The sequence below is a fragment of the Rhodophyticola sp. SM2404 genome (assembly GCF_053570515.1).
The window spans coordinates 431,447-446,168 of record NZ_JBSEDL010000001.1; the positions used below are offsets into that span (position 1 = coordinate 431,447).

The 14,722-nt window shown below is 56.9% G+C and carries 13 protein-coding genes; 4 read left to right on the forward strand and 9 right to left on the reverse strand.

Annotated elements, in window-relative coordinates; all coding sequences use genetic code 11:
• The first annotated feature begins 166 nt into the window (after positions 1–166).
• The 4 genes from phaC to ACTYEO_RS02200 all read left to right on the forward strand — a co-directional run bounded on the left by phaC (position 167) and on the right by ACTYEO_RS02200 (position 4,322).
• The gene (gene phaC, locus ACTYEO_RS02185) at positions 167–1,942 is read left to right on the forward strand and encodes a class I poly(R)-hydroxyalkanoic acid synthase (protein WP_449322065.1); all 1,776 of its coding nucleotides are present in this window, start codon (positions 167–169) and stop codon (positions 1,940–1,942) included.
• Between the two features lie 136 nt (positions 1,943–2,078).
• Complete coding sequence (locus tag ACTYEO_RS02190) at positions 2,079–2,534, forward strand: Phasin (protein ID WP_449322066.1); 456 nt, start codon at positions 2,079–2,081, stop codon at positions 2,532–2,534.
• Positions 2,535–2,694: 160 nt separating this feature from the next.
• Positions 2,695–3,288 carry a polyhydroxyalkanoate synthesis repressor PhaR gene (gene phaR / locus ACTYEO_RS02195; protein ID WP_449322067.1) on the forward strand — a complete coding sequence of 198 codons (594 nt, stop codon included), beginning with the start codon at positions 2,695–2,697 and terminating at the stop codon, positions 3,286–3,288.
• Between the two features lie 425 nt (positions 3,289–3,713).
• Positions 3,714–4,322: a hypothetical protein gene (locus tag ACTYEO_RS02200; protein WP_449322068.1), complete on the forward strand. Its 609-nt coding sequence runs from the start codon at positions 3,714–3,716 to the stop codon at positions 4,320–4,322.
• 96 nt (positions 4,323–4,418) lie between these two features.
• Here ACTYEO_RS02200 and ACTYEO_RS02205 read toward each other — a convergent pair whose 3' ends face one another.
• The 9 genes from ACTYEO_RS02205 to ACTYEO_RS02245 all read right to left on the reverse strand — a co-directional run bounded on the left by ACTYEO_RS02205 (position 4,419) and on the right by ACTYEO_RS02245 (position 14,612).
• On the reverse strand, positions 4,419–5,189 hold the full coding sequence (locus tag ACTYEO_RS02205; RefSeq protein WP_449322069.1) for a class I SAM-dependent methyltransferase: 771 nt from the start codon (positions 5,187–5,189) through the stop codon (positions 4,419–4,421).
• 94 nt (positions 5,190–5,283) lie between these two features.
• A complete protein-coding gene (locus ACTYEO_RS02210; RefSeq protein WP_449322070.1) occupies positions 5,284–6,651 on the reverse strand; it encodes an aminotransferase in 1,368 nt (455 codons plus the stop codon).
• Between the two features lie 169 nt (positions 6,652–6,820).
• A complete protein-coding gene (locus ACTYEO_RS02215) occupies positions 6,821–8,044 on the reverse strand; it encodes a DegT/DnrJ/EryC1/StrS family aminotransferase (protein ID WP_449322071.1) in 1,224 nt (407 codons plus the stop codon).
• Positions 8,045–8,140: 96 nt separating this feature from the next.
• Positions 8,141–9,442: an NAD(P)/FAD-dependent oxidoreductase gene (locus ACTYEO_RS02220; protein WP_449322072.1), complete on the reverse strand. Its 1,302-nt coding sequence runs from the start codon at positions 9,440–9,442 to the stop codon at positions 8,141–8,143.
• Complete coding sequence (locus ACTYEO_RS02225) at positions 9,439–10,803, reverse strand: glutamine synthetase family protein (RefSeq protein WP_449322073.1); 1,365 nt, start codon at positions 10,801–10,803, stop codon at positions 9,439–9,441. The genes ACTYEO_RS02220 and ACTYEO_RS02225 overlap by 4 nt, the downstream gene beginning before the upstream one ends.
• Positions 10,800–11,486: a type 1 glutamine amidotransferase gene (locus ACTYEO_RS02230; RefSeq protein WP_449322074.1), complete on the reverse strand. Its 687-nt coding sequence runs from the start codon at positions 11,484–11,486 to the stop codon at positions 10,800–10,802. The genes ACTYEO_RS02225 and ACTYEO_RS02230 overlap by 4 nt, the downstream gene beginning before the upstream one ends.
• A gap of 77 nt (positions 11,487–11,563) precedes the next feature.
• On the reverse strand, positions 11,564–12,898 hold the full coding sequence (locus ACTYEO_RS02235) for a glutamine synthetase family protein (protein WP_449322075.1): 1,335 nt from the start codon (positions 12,896–12,898) through the stop codon (positions 11,564–11,566).
• Positions 12,895–13,734, reverse strand: coding sequence for an ABC transporter permease (locus ACTYEO_RS02240; protein ID WP_449322076.1), 840 nt, complete (start codon positions 13,732–13,734; stop codon positions 12,895–12,897). The genes ACTYEO_RS02235 and ACTYEO_RS02240 overlap by 4 nt, the downstream gene beginning before the upstream one ends.
• Positions 13,731–14,612, reverse strand: a complete 882-nt coding sequence (locus ACTYEO_RS02245) for an ABC transporter permease (RefSeq protein ID WP_449322077.1) — start codon at positions 14,610–14,612, stop codon at positions 13,731–13,733. The genes ACTYEO_RS02240 and ACTYEO_RS02245 overlap by 4 nt, the downstream gene beginning before the upstream one ends.
• Positions 14,613–14,722: the final 110 nt, after the last annotated feature.

Genomic DNA, 14,722 nt, shown 5'->3' on the forward strand with positions numbered 1-14,722 from the left:
CTCATTCCTGCCGTGACAAACTGGATTAAGTGCCTAGAGTCAGGACAAACCCAGTTGCAATTGGTTGCTTTGACCCCTCTCCGTGTCAAAGCTTACAATGCACATGCAGCATTTTTGATGCAAAATCAAGTTGAGACGTCAGGGAACGAAAAGGGAGTTGGCTAAAATGGGGGAAAACCTCGAGCGCTTGAACGCCAATCTCGCAAGGGTTGAGGAACTCAGCCAAAGGCTTGTCGCAGCCCTGTCACAGCGTGAACCCGGGGATGCGGGTCTCTATGGTCCGGGGCAGGAGGTCTATCTCAAGGCGGGCATGGCCTATTGGCAGGATATGATGAACAACCCCGCCAAATTGATGGAACAGCAGGTCCAATACTGGGCCGAGACGTTGACCCATTACATGGATGCCCAAAACGCCATTGCCAGCGGCAGCTTCAAAGTTCCCCCCGCTGAGGACGAGGCGACGGATCGCAGGTTTTCAAACCCGCTTTGGCAAACGCACCCCTATTTCAACTTTGTTAAACAGCAATATCTGACCTCGGCCAAAGCGGTTGAGGAGGCGGTGCTTGGGCTTGAGGGGCTTGAGGGCAAGGATAAACACCGCGTCGAGTTCTTCGCGCGCCAGATGATCGATATGTTCTCGCCCACCAATTTCCTTGCGACCAATCCCGATGCTTTGGAACGCGCGGTCGAAACCGATGGGGAAAGCCTTGTGAAGGGCATGGAGAACCTTGTGCGCGATATCGAAGCGCATAAGGGCGAGTTTTTGCCCACCCTTGCCGATCCGAACGCTTTCGCGCTTGGGGAAAATATCGGCACAGCCAAGGGCAAGGTCGTCTATCGCAACCGTATGATGGAGCTGATCCAATTCGCGCCGACCACCGACACGGTCCATAAAACACCGCTTATCATCTTCCCGCCTTGGATCAACAAATTCTATGTGATGGATCTCAAGCCACAGAATAGCCTGATCAGATGGATCGTGGATCAGGGCTATACCCTCTTTGTGGTCAGTTGGAAAAACCCCGATCAAAGCTATGCCGATACGGGCCTCGAGGATTATATCGAGGATGGCTACCTTAAGGCCTTTGATGTCGTTCGTGAGATCACCGATGAGAAACAGGTCAATGCCGTTGGGTATTGCATCGCGGGCACGACCCTCAGCCTGACCTTGTCGCTGCTAAAGAAGCGTGGCGAGACGCCCGTTAAATCGGCGACCTTCTTCACCACGCTTGTGGATTTCGCGGATCAAGGTGAGTTCACGGTCTTCCTTCAGAACGACTTTGTCGATGCGATTGAGCGACAGGTTGAGGAAACGGGCATTCTGGACAGCTATTTCATGTCCAAGACCTTCAGCTATTTGCGCGCCAATGACCTCGTTTATGCGCCTGCCGTGCGCAGCTATATGATGGGCGAGGCCCCGCCTGCCTTTGATTTGTTGTTCTGGAACGGCGACAGCACCAACCTGCCCGGGAAAATGGCGATCCAGTATCTTCGGGGTCTGTGTCAGAGCAATGCGCTGGCGGGGGACGGGTTCTCGCTCTTTGACGAGGTGCTTCATATCAGCGATGTGACCGTGCCTGTCTGCGCCATTGCCTGCGAGACCGATCACATCGCGGCATGGAAGGACAGCTACCGCGGGGTCCAGAAAATGGGCTCCAAGAGCAAGACCTTCATCCTGTCGCAGTCAGGCCATATTGCGGGCATCGTTAATCCGCCTTCTAAAAAGAAATACGGCCATTACACCAATGACGATATCTCGCTGTCCAATTCCGATTGGCGCGAGGGCGCGGATTTCAATGAAGGGTCATGGTGGCCGCGTTGGGAAACATGGCTCTCCAAGCAATCGGGCAAGCAAGTTGCGGCCCGCATTCCGGGTGAGGCGGGCTATCCCGCTTTATGTGACGCACCAGGCACCTATGTCAGCGAGCAGCTTGAGGATTGAGCTGCTGTCTCCTTGAGTGATTTTGCTGCGATGCAGAAAAACTGTTGACATTCTGCGCTGCAGCATAGATATATGTTTGCAGATGCAGCGAAGTCATCGCCGCCTCACGCGTAAACGTTACCTCAGGAGAACTATCATGGCTAAAGCAGCAGCGCCCGATTTCACGAAATACATGACAGACCTGATGGGGTCGTACCCAATGGATATGTCTGCAATGACCGACGCATTCAAAAACTCCGCCGCACTCGGCGAGAAGTTTTCCAAGGTCGCGCTCGAAGCGGCTGAAAAGTCCACCGAGATCCACACCCTTTGGGCAAAAGACACAATCGCGAAACTCAGCGATGTCGCAAAAACCAAAGCAGAGCCAGCAGAGTACGGCCAGTCCGTAACCGATTTTGCTTCGGCACAAGCTGAAATGGCCACAGAATCCATGGCCGCTTTCGCAGAAGTTGCGAAAAAAGTTCAGATGGAAACTGTTGAGTTGCTGATGGCTGCTGGCAAAGAAGCTTCGGAAGAAGCAACTGCCGCTGTCAAGAAAGCAACAAGCGAAGTGACAACTGCCGCTAAGAAAGCAACTGCTGCAGCGAAGTAAGTCACTAGGTTTCTCGCATCATCGTCCTCCCCGATAGATACGACCTTGAGAGGGCGGGCCTAAAAAGGTCCGCCCTTTTCATATGCCGCGCTGCGGCTTGCAATTCTGCTGCGAGAGCGTAAGCTCATTCTGCACTGCAGGAGAGGGAGAGAACTCCAGTATGCCTACACCCACTGATCCCCTTGTGATCAAGAGATATGCCAGCCGCCGCCTCTATAACACGGAGACGTCGGATTACGTGACCCTCGAGGATATCGCGGGGTTCATTCGCGAAGGTCGTGAGGTCAATATCATCGATCTGAAATCTGGTGATGACCTGACGCGGCAATATCTCCTGCAGATCATCGCCGAGCATGAAAGCCGTGGCGAAAGCGTGCTGCCCATTGGTGTTTTGACCGATCTGGTCAGAAGCTACACCTCGCAGGCCAATAGCGTTGTGCCTGATTTCCTTGCCATGAGCTTTGATATGCTCAAGCAAGGACAGTCGCAGATGATGGAAAGCATGACGGCGATCAACCCGATTGCGGCTGTGCCAGGCCTTGAGAACATGACCAATATGCCAGGGTTTGACGCGATGCGCGCGCAGCAAGAGGCCTTCATGAAAGCCATGACAGGCGGGCTTGCCACCAATTGGTCGGCCCCTGCGCCCGAGGAGGCATCCCCCGAGCCAAGCGCCGAGCCGAGCAGCGCCGAAGAGCTGGCGGAAATTCGCAAGCAATTGGCGGAATTGCAGTCGAAGCTTTCCAAGATTTAGGAGTTGGAGCCTTCGGGGCCGCCCATGACCGCCTCGCGATGCGTGGGGCGGGGCGGTAAGCGCTGCCACTGAGACGCCTGCCTGCTATCGGTTTTGCGGGGCTTTGCTGCTGTTCACCATATGTGGCTCTATCGCTGCTCTCAGCCCCGTAGCGGATTAGGTTCCGAATGGCGAGATGGGCAAAAGTGGACGCCTGCGCTATGCTGCGTGGAACGTCGGCTGTGCGGACAAAGGGGGCATTCTGTCCATACGATTATTGGGCCGATCTAAGGCGCTTCAGAAGAAAGAGATTCCTCTAAGGCAGCCCAAGATGCTTGTCGAACGGGCTCAGAGACATTCCAGTAGGAACGCATTGCACAGACTAAGAATTTGTGTGCAATTTTAGTCACCTAGACGAACCATATCAATGCGAGGGTATTCACTTCATGACTTTAAAAAGCTGGGATACAAGTGGGGCAAGTTCTTACCTTGGCAGCCTAACTCAAAATAGTGCTGTCGAGAATTTGCATTCGCAGGAATATTATGGGTCGCATCGTGCGCTCGTTAAACTCGCCTCCCAAATCGAAGACGATCAATCCGAGGACGGATTACATGCACTGGCTTGCGCGAGTTACGGCTGGATGCCGACGATCTTAAAGCATTTTGAACCCGAGAAATTCAATTGTCCGAATCCTATCGCTTCGATTAGAGGTGCTAAGACGGTCAATTCCGCTCGTACTTTTCTTGAGGCGATAGACGAGATTGCTCCGATAAATCGTTCTTGGGTTGGCACGAGTAAACTTCTGCACTTCTTGAGCTCTGAGAGCTTTCCGATCTGGGACAGCAGGGTTGCAAGAAGAAACTTCAAGCTTAACCATTCTTACCAGATCAATACCAAGCAAGCCTATCTGAGATACTTCGACTTTGTTCACTCAGAACTTGCCAAGACCTACTCTTGGTTGGAATCTGTTGCCGAAGCCATCGAGGCCCATCACGACTATTCTCCGTCACAAGTCCGTTGCATTGAACTTATGCTGTTCGAGAGGGAGGCGTAATTCGCCGGGACTAGCTAAGGCGTCGGCTCTGGGCTCTCTGCCGACCCGCAGTAACGCAGCATTGCTTCAGGTCACCCATAGGATGCCCCTCGATCCTCAGTCAGGCTTTCGCAGATGCCAGACCTGCTCAATCGGGTAGCTTTTCGCCCAGTCTGCGGGGATGGCACCGCGGGTCCCCTCGGCCCAATTGGGTGCGTAGACCTCTTGGTATTTTGTCACCGCGAAGCCGATTTCTGAGAAGAGCGCCATCCAACCGGATAGGGTCAGATTAAAACACACACCACTGGGCTCGAATTCAACCTCGGTCCAATCCGCCCCCCACATGCCGCGATAGGGGCGGTGAAGCTGCCTGTCGCAAGGGGCGCCATCCAGAGGGGAACAGATGAGTGATAGGGGGTGGTTGCCCAGAAAAAACAGTTCTCCGCCGGATCGGAGGAATCGCCATGCCTCTTGCAGCCAGAGTTTCGGCGCACACCAGATTGCCGCGCCATATTCGGAAATGGCAAAGTCGAAACTGGCATCTGGCAGGCCTGTCTGCTCGGCATTGCCTTCAATAAAGGTGATATCAGCCGCGTTTTCGCGGGCCAGTCGCCGCGCTGTTTCCAGTTGTGCGGGTGAAACATCTATGGCCGTGACGCATGCGCCGCGCCGCGCCATCCATCCCGAGACATAGCCTGTGCCGCACCCCAGCTCGATGGCATCCATGCCCGCCATGTCACGGGGCAACATATTCAAAGTGGTCTCAGGCTGGCCCCAATTGCCCCATTCAGGCTCGGTCGCCGCCCAAAGGCGCGTGCCAGTTGCCACCCAATTGGCGGCATCGGCGTTCCAGATATCTCGATTGACGGACACATGATCGCGGGTCATGGCTTTTGCTCCGGCTGGTCACACAGGGCGATCATAGCATAACGCGTTCACTTCGGGGGAGGGGGGTAACTATTTTTGGCCCGTCTGCGAAGTTTCACCCCAGTTCAGCAAAAACCGATTTCAGCGCGGCGTCGAGTTTATCAAACATCTCGTCCATCTGCGTATCACTCAGGATGAATGGCGGGCAGAGCACGACAGATTGACCCAGAGGACGACAGATCAGCCCGTGATCGGTGCAGGTATTTGCGATGCGCTCACTGACGGAAAGATGCCCCTCGAAGGGTGTTTTGCTGTCCTTGTCGCGCACGGCCTCAAGGGCCCACATATAACCGATGCCACGTAGCTCGCCGATATTTTGGTGTTTGGCGATTTCGGCCAGCCCCGCCTCCATGCGCGGCGCGCCGTCGCGCACCATCTCGAGCAGGCCTTCGTTGAGCACCACATCAATCGCCTTGAGCGCGACCGCACAGCCCACAGGATGGCCCGAGGCGGTGAAGCCATGCGGGAATTCCTCGACCGGATCGATGGCGGCTTGCAGGCGGTCCACCATGTCAGGCCCGAGGATCACCGCGCCCATAGGGAAATACCCCGCCGTCAGCACTTTGGAGGAGATGATGGCATCGGGCATGAAGTCATAGGTTTCGCAGCCCCAGATATTGCCCGTGCGCCCGAAGCCGCAGATCACCTCATCGGCGATCAGGGGGATGCCGTGTTTCTTGAGGATGGGCTGGATCGCTTGGAAATACCCCTCGGATGGTGGGATGACCCCGCCTGCGCCCATGACGGGTTCGGCGAAAAAGCCTGCGATGGTGTCAGCGCCTTCACGGGCGATGACATCTTCCAGCTTCTGCGCCAGACGCGCCGTGAATTGGGCTTCGGTCTCGCCTTCCGCGCCAAAGCGCCAGAAATGCGGACAGCTCAGATGAACAAAGCCATCCATCGGCAGGCCGAACAACTCGTTATAGGGTTTCGCTGTCATCGAAGCCGAAACAGCCGTCACCCCGTGATAGGCATTATGACGGGTCAGGATTTTGCGGGCCTGCGGGCGGCCTTCGGCGCGGTTAAGAAACCACAGCATCTTGACCATGGTGTCATTCGCTTCTGAGCCGGAATTGGTATAGAAGACCTTGCCGCGCGGATAGGGCGAGACCTCGACCAGCCGCTCGGATAGGGCAACAGTTTGGTCCGACATGCGGCCAAAGAAAGCGTGATAGCCTGGAAATCGGTCATATTGGGCTTTTGCAGCTTCGGCCAAACCCTTGTGATCAAAGCCTGCAACCATATTCCAAAGGCCCGAATTGGCATCGAGATAGCGTTTGCCATGGGTGTCGACGACATAGGGCCCTTCCCCGTGGGTCAGAACAACGGTTCCCCGATCGCGGATCGAGGGTAGGTCGGTAAAGCCGTAGAGGCTGAATTCCTCGGCGCGGGCTTCCCATGAATTGGGGGCATGGTCGGTCATGATGGCCTCATTGGGTGACATGTAGGTAAAGGCTATCGCGGGGATTGAGACGCCGCAATCTGGATTATGGGATCCAGCGGTCGCACTCATCTGTCTTGGCATGTGAGGCATTAAAAAACGCGCGCCTTGCAGGGCGCGCGTTCAATTCGAGAAATGAGATGTTTCGGCTTTAGGTGCCGTAGGCGCGTGGCTGTTCCATCACATCTGCGGCGGCCGCCAGCAGGGCGTCTGCAACGAAATCCAGTTCGGGCTTTGTGAGGCGCACAGGCAGGCGCACATCGCAGGCCCGCATCAGCATGTCGCGGGTCTGTGGCAGCTCGGGCATATCGCCAGGGATAAACTGCCAGTTCCAGAAGGCGCGCGCATTATCTGTCGAGAGGCCAAAGACCTGCACTTTCACACCGCGGGCATCGGCTGCGGCTTGGAATGCACGGGCATCTTCATCGCTGTCGAACCCGACCAGATTGAACTGGATCGAATCTGGCGCACGCTCCTCAGGGCCGAGGGGGGGTGGCACATCGAGCCAAGCCGAGCCGTTCAGCCGATCAGCCACATAATCATGATTGGCCAAACCGTCGCGCACACGGCGCGGAAGCTCGTCGATCTGGGGGCGGATCACAGCCGCAGAGAGGTTTTGCAGCCGAAGATTATAGAGCGGCAGTTTGTTCTGCCAGCGGGCGAACGCCTCGGCCAATTCGGGGTCGTTCTGACCATTCGGGCCTTTGTGCTTTTTCCAGTTATGCTCATATGCGCCCGACATGATCACTGCGCGCGCCACAACATCGGCGTCATTGGTGATCAGAATGCCACCCTCGCCTGCATTGAGCATCTTGTAGGATTGGAAGCTGAAACAGCCGATCTTGCCAATCGTGCCGATCTTTTTGCCATGCCATTGCGTGCCAAGCGAATGGGCGGCGTCCTCGATTACAGGAATGCCGCGCGCATCGCAAAGCGCCATGATTGCATCCATATCGGAGGTATGGCCGCGCATATGGCTGATCATGACGGCGTTGATGCTGTCATCCAGCTTGGCTTTGAAGTCGTCCATATCAATTCGGTAATTCGGGCCAACCTCGACCAGAACGGGCTGCATGCGGGCATGCACGATTGAGGATGGCACGGCCGCGAAAGTGAATGCGGGGATCAAGATGCGTGCACCCGCTTCAAGGCCAAGCGCTTCGAGCGACAAGAACAGCGCGGCTGAGCAGCTTGAAACCGCCAGCGCGTATTTCGAGCCCATCATATCCGCAAATTCACGCTCCAGCAGGGCCACGGGGGCGTCTGCGGGCGCAGTGTAGCGAAAGAGGTCACCTGACTGCAAAAGGCGGTCTATTTCCGCACGTGCAGCTTCTGGGATGGGTTCGGCATCATAGACGTTCGGTGCGAGGGCCATGAATTAACCTTTTTGAAATTCTCTCTTTCAAATTTCTTTACATGAAGCGGGGATAAAATTCCAGCGAAGCTTTTGTGACACTTCGTCTTGTCGCGGTTAAATGCCGAGCCTGTCGCGCAAGGCGAACCAAGTCATGGCAAGGGTCAGCATCGGGCTGCGCAATGCATCCCCACCTGGAAAGGTCGGGACGGGCAGCGCGTCGAATGTGGCCAGACCCTCTTCTTGGCCCAAGACGGCCTCGGCCATCACGCGCCCTGCCATGCCCGAAAGCGCCACGCCATGGCCCGAAAACCCCGCACCCGACAAGACATTGGGCGCGATGCGGGCCACATGTGGCAAGCGGGTGACCGTCACGGCCAGCGACCCGCCCCAGACGTGATCAACCGCCACGCCTTTGAGTTGCGGGAAAAGATGTTCCATCCGCGCAATAAGCGCTGTGGAGATATCGCGGGGAAAGCCGATGGAATAGCTCTCGCGCCCGCCAAAGAGAAAGCGCTTTTCATCGTCGAAGCGATAGTAATTCACCACGAATTTGCTATCCGATACGGCGAAATCTTCTGCAAGAACTTCCTGCCAACGATCGGGCAGAGGCGCGGTTGCGGCGATGAAGGAATTGATCGGCAAGACCTTGGTGTTCACTTGCGGCAGGATATCGGGGAGATAACCATTGCCCGCGACAATCACATGCCCCGCACTGACCGAGCCGCCACGCGTCATCAGCCGCAATTTGCTGCCCATCTGAACATCGGTCACTTCGCTTTGCTCGAAGATCAAGGCACCTGCCGCTTCGGCTTCGCGCGCTAGGGCCAAAGCATAGGCCAGCGGTTGAAGATGCCCGCCCGATGCATCGATTGTGCCACCAACATAAAGCGGGGATTTCACAAGGGTTGCGAAGGCCTCGCGCTCCATGACCTCGGTGTGATGGCCGTAGCGTTCGGCCAGATGCTCGGCCTCGGCGCGGGCATGGGCCAGATCGGCTTGTTTGTATTCGCCATGCGCGATGCCCGATTTATACTTGGCCTCGGGCGCGTGATCCTTGCAGAAATTGCGCAATTGCGCCTTGGCCTCTTGCGAGATGTCCCATAGCGCATGGGCGCGGGTCTGGCCCAGTTTCTGTTCCAGCCAGTCTTGCGATTTATTGAAGCCAGAATGGACCTGCCCGCCATTGCGGCCCGATGCGCCAAAGCCAACGCGATGGGCATCCAGCACAACCACGCGCCTGCCCGCGCGTGCCAAGGTCAAAGCGGCCCAAAGCCCCGTGAAACCTGCGCCGATGACGGCGACATCTGCACTGATATGGCCCTGAAATTTCGGGCGCTCGGGCGGGGTAGGCAGGCCCGCCAGATAGCTGGAGGGCGCGTGCTGCCCAAGCCTGTCATTGCGATAAAGCGGGTTCATACATTCGTCAGCAGATGTTCGCGCTCCCACGGGCTGATGACTTGCAGGAATTCTTTATATTCCAATTCCTTCACCGCCGTGTAGACGCGGCAGAACTCAGGCCCGAGGGTCTCTGCCATGGCTTCGTTTTCCGAGAAAAGCCCAAGCGCATCGCCAAGTCCGCGCGGGATTCCATCATCGCTGGCATAGGCATCGCCCTTGAATTCGGGGCTGGGGTCCTTGCCTTCGGTCAGGCCCAGATAGCCACAGGCCAATGAGGCCGCGAGGGCGAGATAGGGGTTGCTATCCATGCCGGGAAGGCGGTTTTCAACGCGGCGGCTGGCAGGATCTGAGACAGGAACGCGCAGCCCTGTCGTGCGGTTGTCGCGCCCCCATTCAAGGTTAATGGGCGCTGCGAAATCAGGCACATAGCGGCGGTAGCTGTTCACATAAGGGGCCAGCAAAGCGATGGTCGATGGCATATGGCGCTGCATGCCCGAGATGAAATGCAGGAAAGCAGGCGTCTCCGAGCCATCGGGATGTGAGAAGATATTCTTGCCCGTTGCCTGATCGACGACGGAGTGGTGGATATGCATCGCACTTCCAGGCTCGCCCTCGATGGGTTTGGCCATGAATGTGGCATAGCAGTTGTGGCGCAGCGCGGCTTCGCGGATCATCCGTTTGAAAAAGAAAATCTCATCGGCCAGACGCACAGGCTCACCATGGCGCAGGTTCAACTCGATCTGGCCCGCGCCGCCTTCTTGCAAAATGCCATCAATTTCGAGGCCCATGGCTTCAGCGAAATCATAGATATCGTCGATCACGGGGCCGTATTCATCAATCGCGCTCATCGAATAGGCCTGCCGCGCGGCAGCCCTGCGGCCCGAGCGTCCCATCGGCGGCTCGATCTCGCGGGCGGGGTCGGTATTGGGGGCGACGAGGTAGAATTCCATCTCGGGGGCGACGATCGGATCCCAGCCTTTGGCGTTATACAATTCGACCACACGCTTGAGCACATTGCGCGGCGCAAAGGGAACAGGCCTGCCCTGTTGGTCGTCGATATTATGGATCACCTGAAGCGTCCAATCTGCCGTCCAAGGGGCGGGCAGGGCGGTCTCCCAATCAGGTGTCAGGACCATGTCAGGTTCGGTATATCCATCGGATGAGGCATCGGCCCAATCGCCCGTGATGGTCTGGAAAAAGATCGAATTGGGCAGGTAGAAATGCGACTGGCGCGCGAATTTCGGGCCAGGCATCGCCTTGCCGCGCGCTACACCTGCAAGGTCCGAGACGATGCATTCCACCTCATCAAGGCGACGGTTCTCCAGAAAAAGGCGCGCGACCTCGGGAAGCTTGTCCAAAAAGTCCTCAGAGGTGCTCATGCGGGCACCTGTGCCTTGTCCAGAACGGCGGCAAGCATTTCGGCCAGCCTTTCATTCTGTGTGGCATGGGCCAGACCGTCTTCGGCCTTTGCCAGCAAATCATCAGGCACCACGCCGCGTCCACGGGTCTCAATCAGGTGGTTGACCACGGGGGCTTGGAATTCAGGATGGGGCTGGACTGTCAGGATACGCTCACCATAGGCAATCGCGGCATGGGCGCAGAAATCTGATGACCCAAGGGTTTGCGCCCCTTCAGGCAAGGTGATCACCTGATCCTGATGCCATGCATTGAGGTGCAGCCTTTCGCCATTGATTAAGTAATTCTGCCGCCCGACACACCAGCCGCCTGCGAATTTTTCGACATGGCCGCCAAAGGCTTGCGCGATGATCTGGTGGCCAAAACAGATCCCCACCAAGGGCGCGCCCTTGTCGCGGATGGCACGAAGCAGGTCTTCAAGCGGTGCGATAAAGGCGTGATCTTCATAGACCCCGTGTTTGGAGCCTGTGACCAGCCATGCATCCGCTGCATCAAGACTGTCGGGAAACTCCATATCGACCACATTGAACACGACATAGCTATAGCCGCGCCCGTCAAATAGATTTGCAAACATAGCCGCGTAATCGCCATGCGCTGCCCGCATATCGTCGGGCAGATGGCCAGTTTGAAGGATGCCGATTTTCATTGGGTGCTCGTCAACAGGGTTACTTGGATACGGTATGCTTCAGGCTGGATGCGGGCAAGGGGATTTGATCGCGTGGCTCATACGGTGTCGAGATAAAGCTCCAATTGCTCATCGGGGCTGAGATCTTCCATATATTTCAATTCCTGCCTTTTGGTGGCGAGGAAATTCTGGATCAGGCCTTTGGGGAAAATCCGCGCGATCTCGGGGCTTTCGGAAAAGGCGTCAATCGCGCCACCCCATGTGGCGGGCAGATGGGTGAGGTCTTTGTCATAGGCATTGCCCGTGATGGGCGCGGGGGGGGCCTTGCCATCTTCGATACCGTTCAGCGCCGCGCCAAGGATGGCCGCGATCAGCAGATAAGGGTTGGTATCGCCGCCTGCGACGCGATGCTCGATCCTGCGGGCGGCGTTCGCGCCCGAGGGGATGCGCAGCGCGCTAGTGCGGTTTTCATATGCCCAAGCAATTCCAGTGGGCGCATGGGCCCCCGGCACAAGACGGTCATAGCTTGAGGCATGCGGCGCAAAAACCAGCATCGAGCCCGCCATCGCCTTCATGCAGCCCGCCACGGCATGGCGCAATTTATCAGCGCCTTTGGAGGTCCCATCATCAAAGATGTTCTTTCCCTGCGCATCGAGAACCGAGAAATGCATATGCATGCCATTGCCCGAATAATCGACATAGGGTTTGGCCATGAAGCTGGCGGCAAAGCCGTATTTCCGCGCAAGCCCGCGCACCAATAGTTTGAAAAGCCATGCGTCATCGGCGGCCTTCAGGGCATCGTTTTGATGCATCATATTGATCTCGAACTGCCCTGGGCCTGCCTCGGAAATCAGGGTATCGGCGGGGATATCCATGGCTTCACAATGGTCATAGAGATCGGTGAAAAACTCATCAAAAGCATCAAGCTGGCGCAGCGCCAAAATTTCGGCCTGTTGGCGGCGTTTGCCCGAGCGTGGCGAGCGCGGCACGCGCAATTCTGCCCCTTTGTCATCGATGATGTAGAATTCCAGCTCGGTCGCCACCACAGGTGTCAGCCCCAGTTTTTTGTAGCGCTCGACCACTGTGGCTAGTGCATGGCGCGGATCGCCTGCGAAGGGGCGGCCATCCTCATGGAACATCCAAAGCGGCAAAAGCGCCGTGGGGGCCTGCAACCATGGCATCGGTACAAAGCCCCGTTCCGTAGGCAGCAGCACCCCGTCGGGATCGCCGCTTTCAAAGACCAAGGGGCTGTCATCAATATCCTCGCCCCAGATATCGAGGTTCAGGACGGAGAAGGGAAAGCGCGTACCTTCCTCGAGAGCCTTGCCTGCAAAGCGGCGCGCGATCCGTTTGCCGCGCGGCTGCCCATTGAGATCGGATGCCGCAACGCGGATCGTTTTGATTTCGGGGTTTTCCAGCAGGAAATCGGTCATCTGATCAGGTTCATACGAATGCGAAGGCGTGGGCGTTCGGTCTTTGGAAGATGGCTGTTCAGCCTGCGATTGATCCATCCGAACAAGGTGATGATCACCAATGTAAGGGCCACGAAATAGACCGCAACAATCGGGTAGGGCACGAAGGGGTTAAAGGTGCGATCGGCAAAATAGCTCGCGTAATAGAGCGCGTCCCCCTTTTGCTGGAAAGCGGGGAAGGAGGAGAAGAACACAAGCGCTGTTGCATGGAACAAAAAGATCGCCTCATTCGTATAGCCGGGCCATGCCAGACGCATCATGGTGGGAAAGGTGATGCGGCGAAACTTGCTCCAGCCTGTAATTCCATAGGCATCGGCGGCCTCAAGATCGCCCTTGGGAACCGAGCGCAACGCCCCATAGAAAATCTCGGCGGCATAGGCGGATGTATTGCAGAACAGGACCAGCAGCGCGCCAAGCCATGCACGCGCAAACCAGCGGGTCTCGGCCTCGATCATGATGCCGAAAACCTCGAATTCGACACCAAGGCGCGGCAGCATCACAAAGGCCTCATAGGCCATGAAAAACTGGATGAAGAGGGGGGACCCGCGGAAGATGAAGATGAACCATTCCGCAGGCTTGCGCGCGATTGCCCGCGCCGAGTTTTTGCCTAGCGCTAAGGCCACGGCGAAAAAGAACCCAAAGCCAAGCGCCAGCACCCCGAAATACACATTCCAGATCATGCCCGAGCCGATCAGAACGATCTGGTCGCATAGGGTGATATCCGTGCGCGGCAAAAGCCGCTCGCCAATCCCGATGGAGCGCAGACCATAGGCATGGAGGCTGTCCCAACAACTCATATATCTGCCCTGCGCATTTGCTCGCCCGCCAAGGTGGCCTGCCCGCGTGACAGTCGTGCCGTCAGGCGCGACAGCACCAATTCCGAGACTCGGGTGAAGGCGAGATAGAAGATCAACAGGCCAAGGAAATACCAAAACCGCCAATCGGGGTGCGGGTATTGATAGGCTGAGGTACGCGAGCCGCCCAATTCGCGCGCCCAATAGACGATATCTTCGATGCCAAGCAGGAACAAAAGCGGGGTGGCTTTGATCAGGATCATCCAGACATTGCTCAGGCCCGGAAGGGCATAAATCCACATTTGCGGCACCAGAACGCGCCAGAAAATTTGGCGGCGCGACATGCCATAGGCCTCGGCAGTTTCAAGCTGCGCGCGCGGAACGGCCTGCATGGCGCCAAAAAGGACATTGGCGCAAAACGCCCCGAACACGATCGCATAGGTGAAGATGGCGAGGGTGAAATTATAGGTCTCATGCACCCATTGCGGCGAATTGCTTTGGGGCGTGCGCGCAGCATCACAGACGATGAAATTCGGGCCTTGGCGGATCGGCTCGTCCCAATCGGGGCAGAGTGTGACGTGGAACAGGTATTCGATGCCCTGATCCAGCACGAGGACGAAAAAGAGGAAAAACACGATATCGGGAACACCGCGCACCATCGCCGTATAAAGCCGCCCCAGCCAGCGGATGGGCAGAATATTGGAGCGTGCAGCGGCAGCGGCGGCAAAGCCGAATGCCAATGCTGTCGGGGCCGTGAGCGCAAGGATGGCGAAGACAATCAGGAAACTTTGGTAGAATAGAAAATGCGCGCCATTGGTCAGGTAGCACCCAAACCAGACGAGGGTTTTTAATTGGCTTGGATCTGCGCAGATTTCGAACATTTTGCCTCAGAGGAGGAAGGGCGGCTCCAAATGGCACATGGTGCTGTTTTCGTATTTGGAGAAAGATGAAAGAGGCGCGCGCGACCATTGCCGCGCGCGCCCTCTGTGAC

Bases quoted from the DNA above. Each gene is read 5' to 3' on its own strand.
- ACTYEO_RS02235 (WP_449322075.1), bottom strand. From the start codon at position 12,898: ATGACCGATTTCCTGCTGGAAAACCCCGAAATCAAAACGATCCGCGTT.
- ACTYEO_RS02210 (WP_449322070.1), bottom strand. From the start codon at position 6,651: ATGACCGACCATGCCCCCAATTCATGGGAAGCCCGCGCCGAGGAATTC.
- ACTYEO_RS02230 (WP_449322074.1), bottom strand. From the start codon at position 11,486: ATGAAAATCGGCATCCTTCAAACTGGCCATCTGCCCGACGATATGCGG.
- phaC (WP_449322065.1), top strand. From the start codon at position 167: ATGGGGGAAAACCTCGAGCGCTTGAACGCCAATCTCGCAAGGGTTGAG.
- phaR (WP_449322067.1), top strand. From the start codon at position 2,695: ATGCCTACACCCACTGATCCCCTTGTGATCAAGAGATATGCCAGCCGC.
- ACTYEO_RS02225 (WP_449322073.1), bottom strand. From the start codon at position 10,803: ATGAGCACCTCTGAGGACTTTTTGGACAAGCTTCCCGAGGTCGCGCGC.
- ACTYEO_RS02220 (WP_449322072.1), bottom strand. From the start codon at position 9,442: ATGAACCCGCTTTATCGCAATGACAGGCTTGGGCAGCACGCGCCCTCC.
- ACTYEO_RS02245 (WP_449322077.1), bottom strand. From the start codon at position 14,612: ATGTTCGAAATCTGCGCAGATCCAAGCCAATTAAAAACCCTCGTCTGG.
- ACTYEO_RS02215 (WP_449322071.1), bottom strand. From the start codon at position 8,044: ATGGCCCTCGCACCGAACGTCTATGATGCCGAACCCATCCCAGAAGCT.
- ACTYEO_RS02205 (WP_449322069.1), bottom strand. From the start codon at position 5,189: ATGACCCGCGATCATGTGTCCGTCAATCGAGATATCTGGAACGCCGAT.
- ACTYEO_RS02200 (WP_449322068.1), top strand. From the start codon at position 3,714: ATGACTTTAAAAAGCTGGGATACAAGTGGGGCAAGTTCTTACCTTGGC.
- ACTYEO_RS02240 (WP_449322076.1), bottom strand. From the start codon at position 13,734: ATGAGTTGTTGGGACAGCCTCCATGCCTATGGTCTGCGCTCCATCGGG.
- ACTYEO_RS02190 (WP_449322066.1), top strand. From the start codon at position 2,079: ATGGCTAAAGCAGCAGCGCCCGATTTCACGAAATACATGACAGACCTG.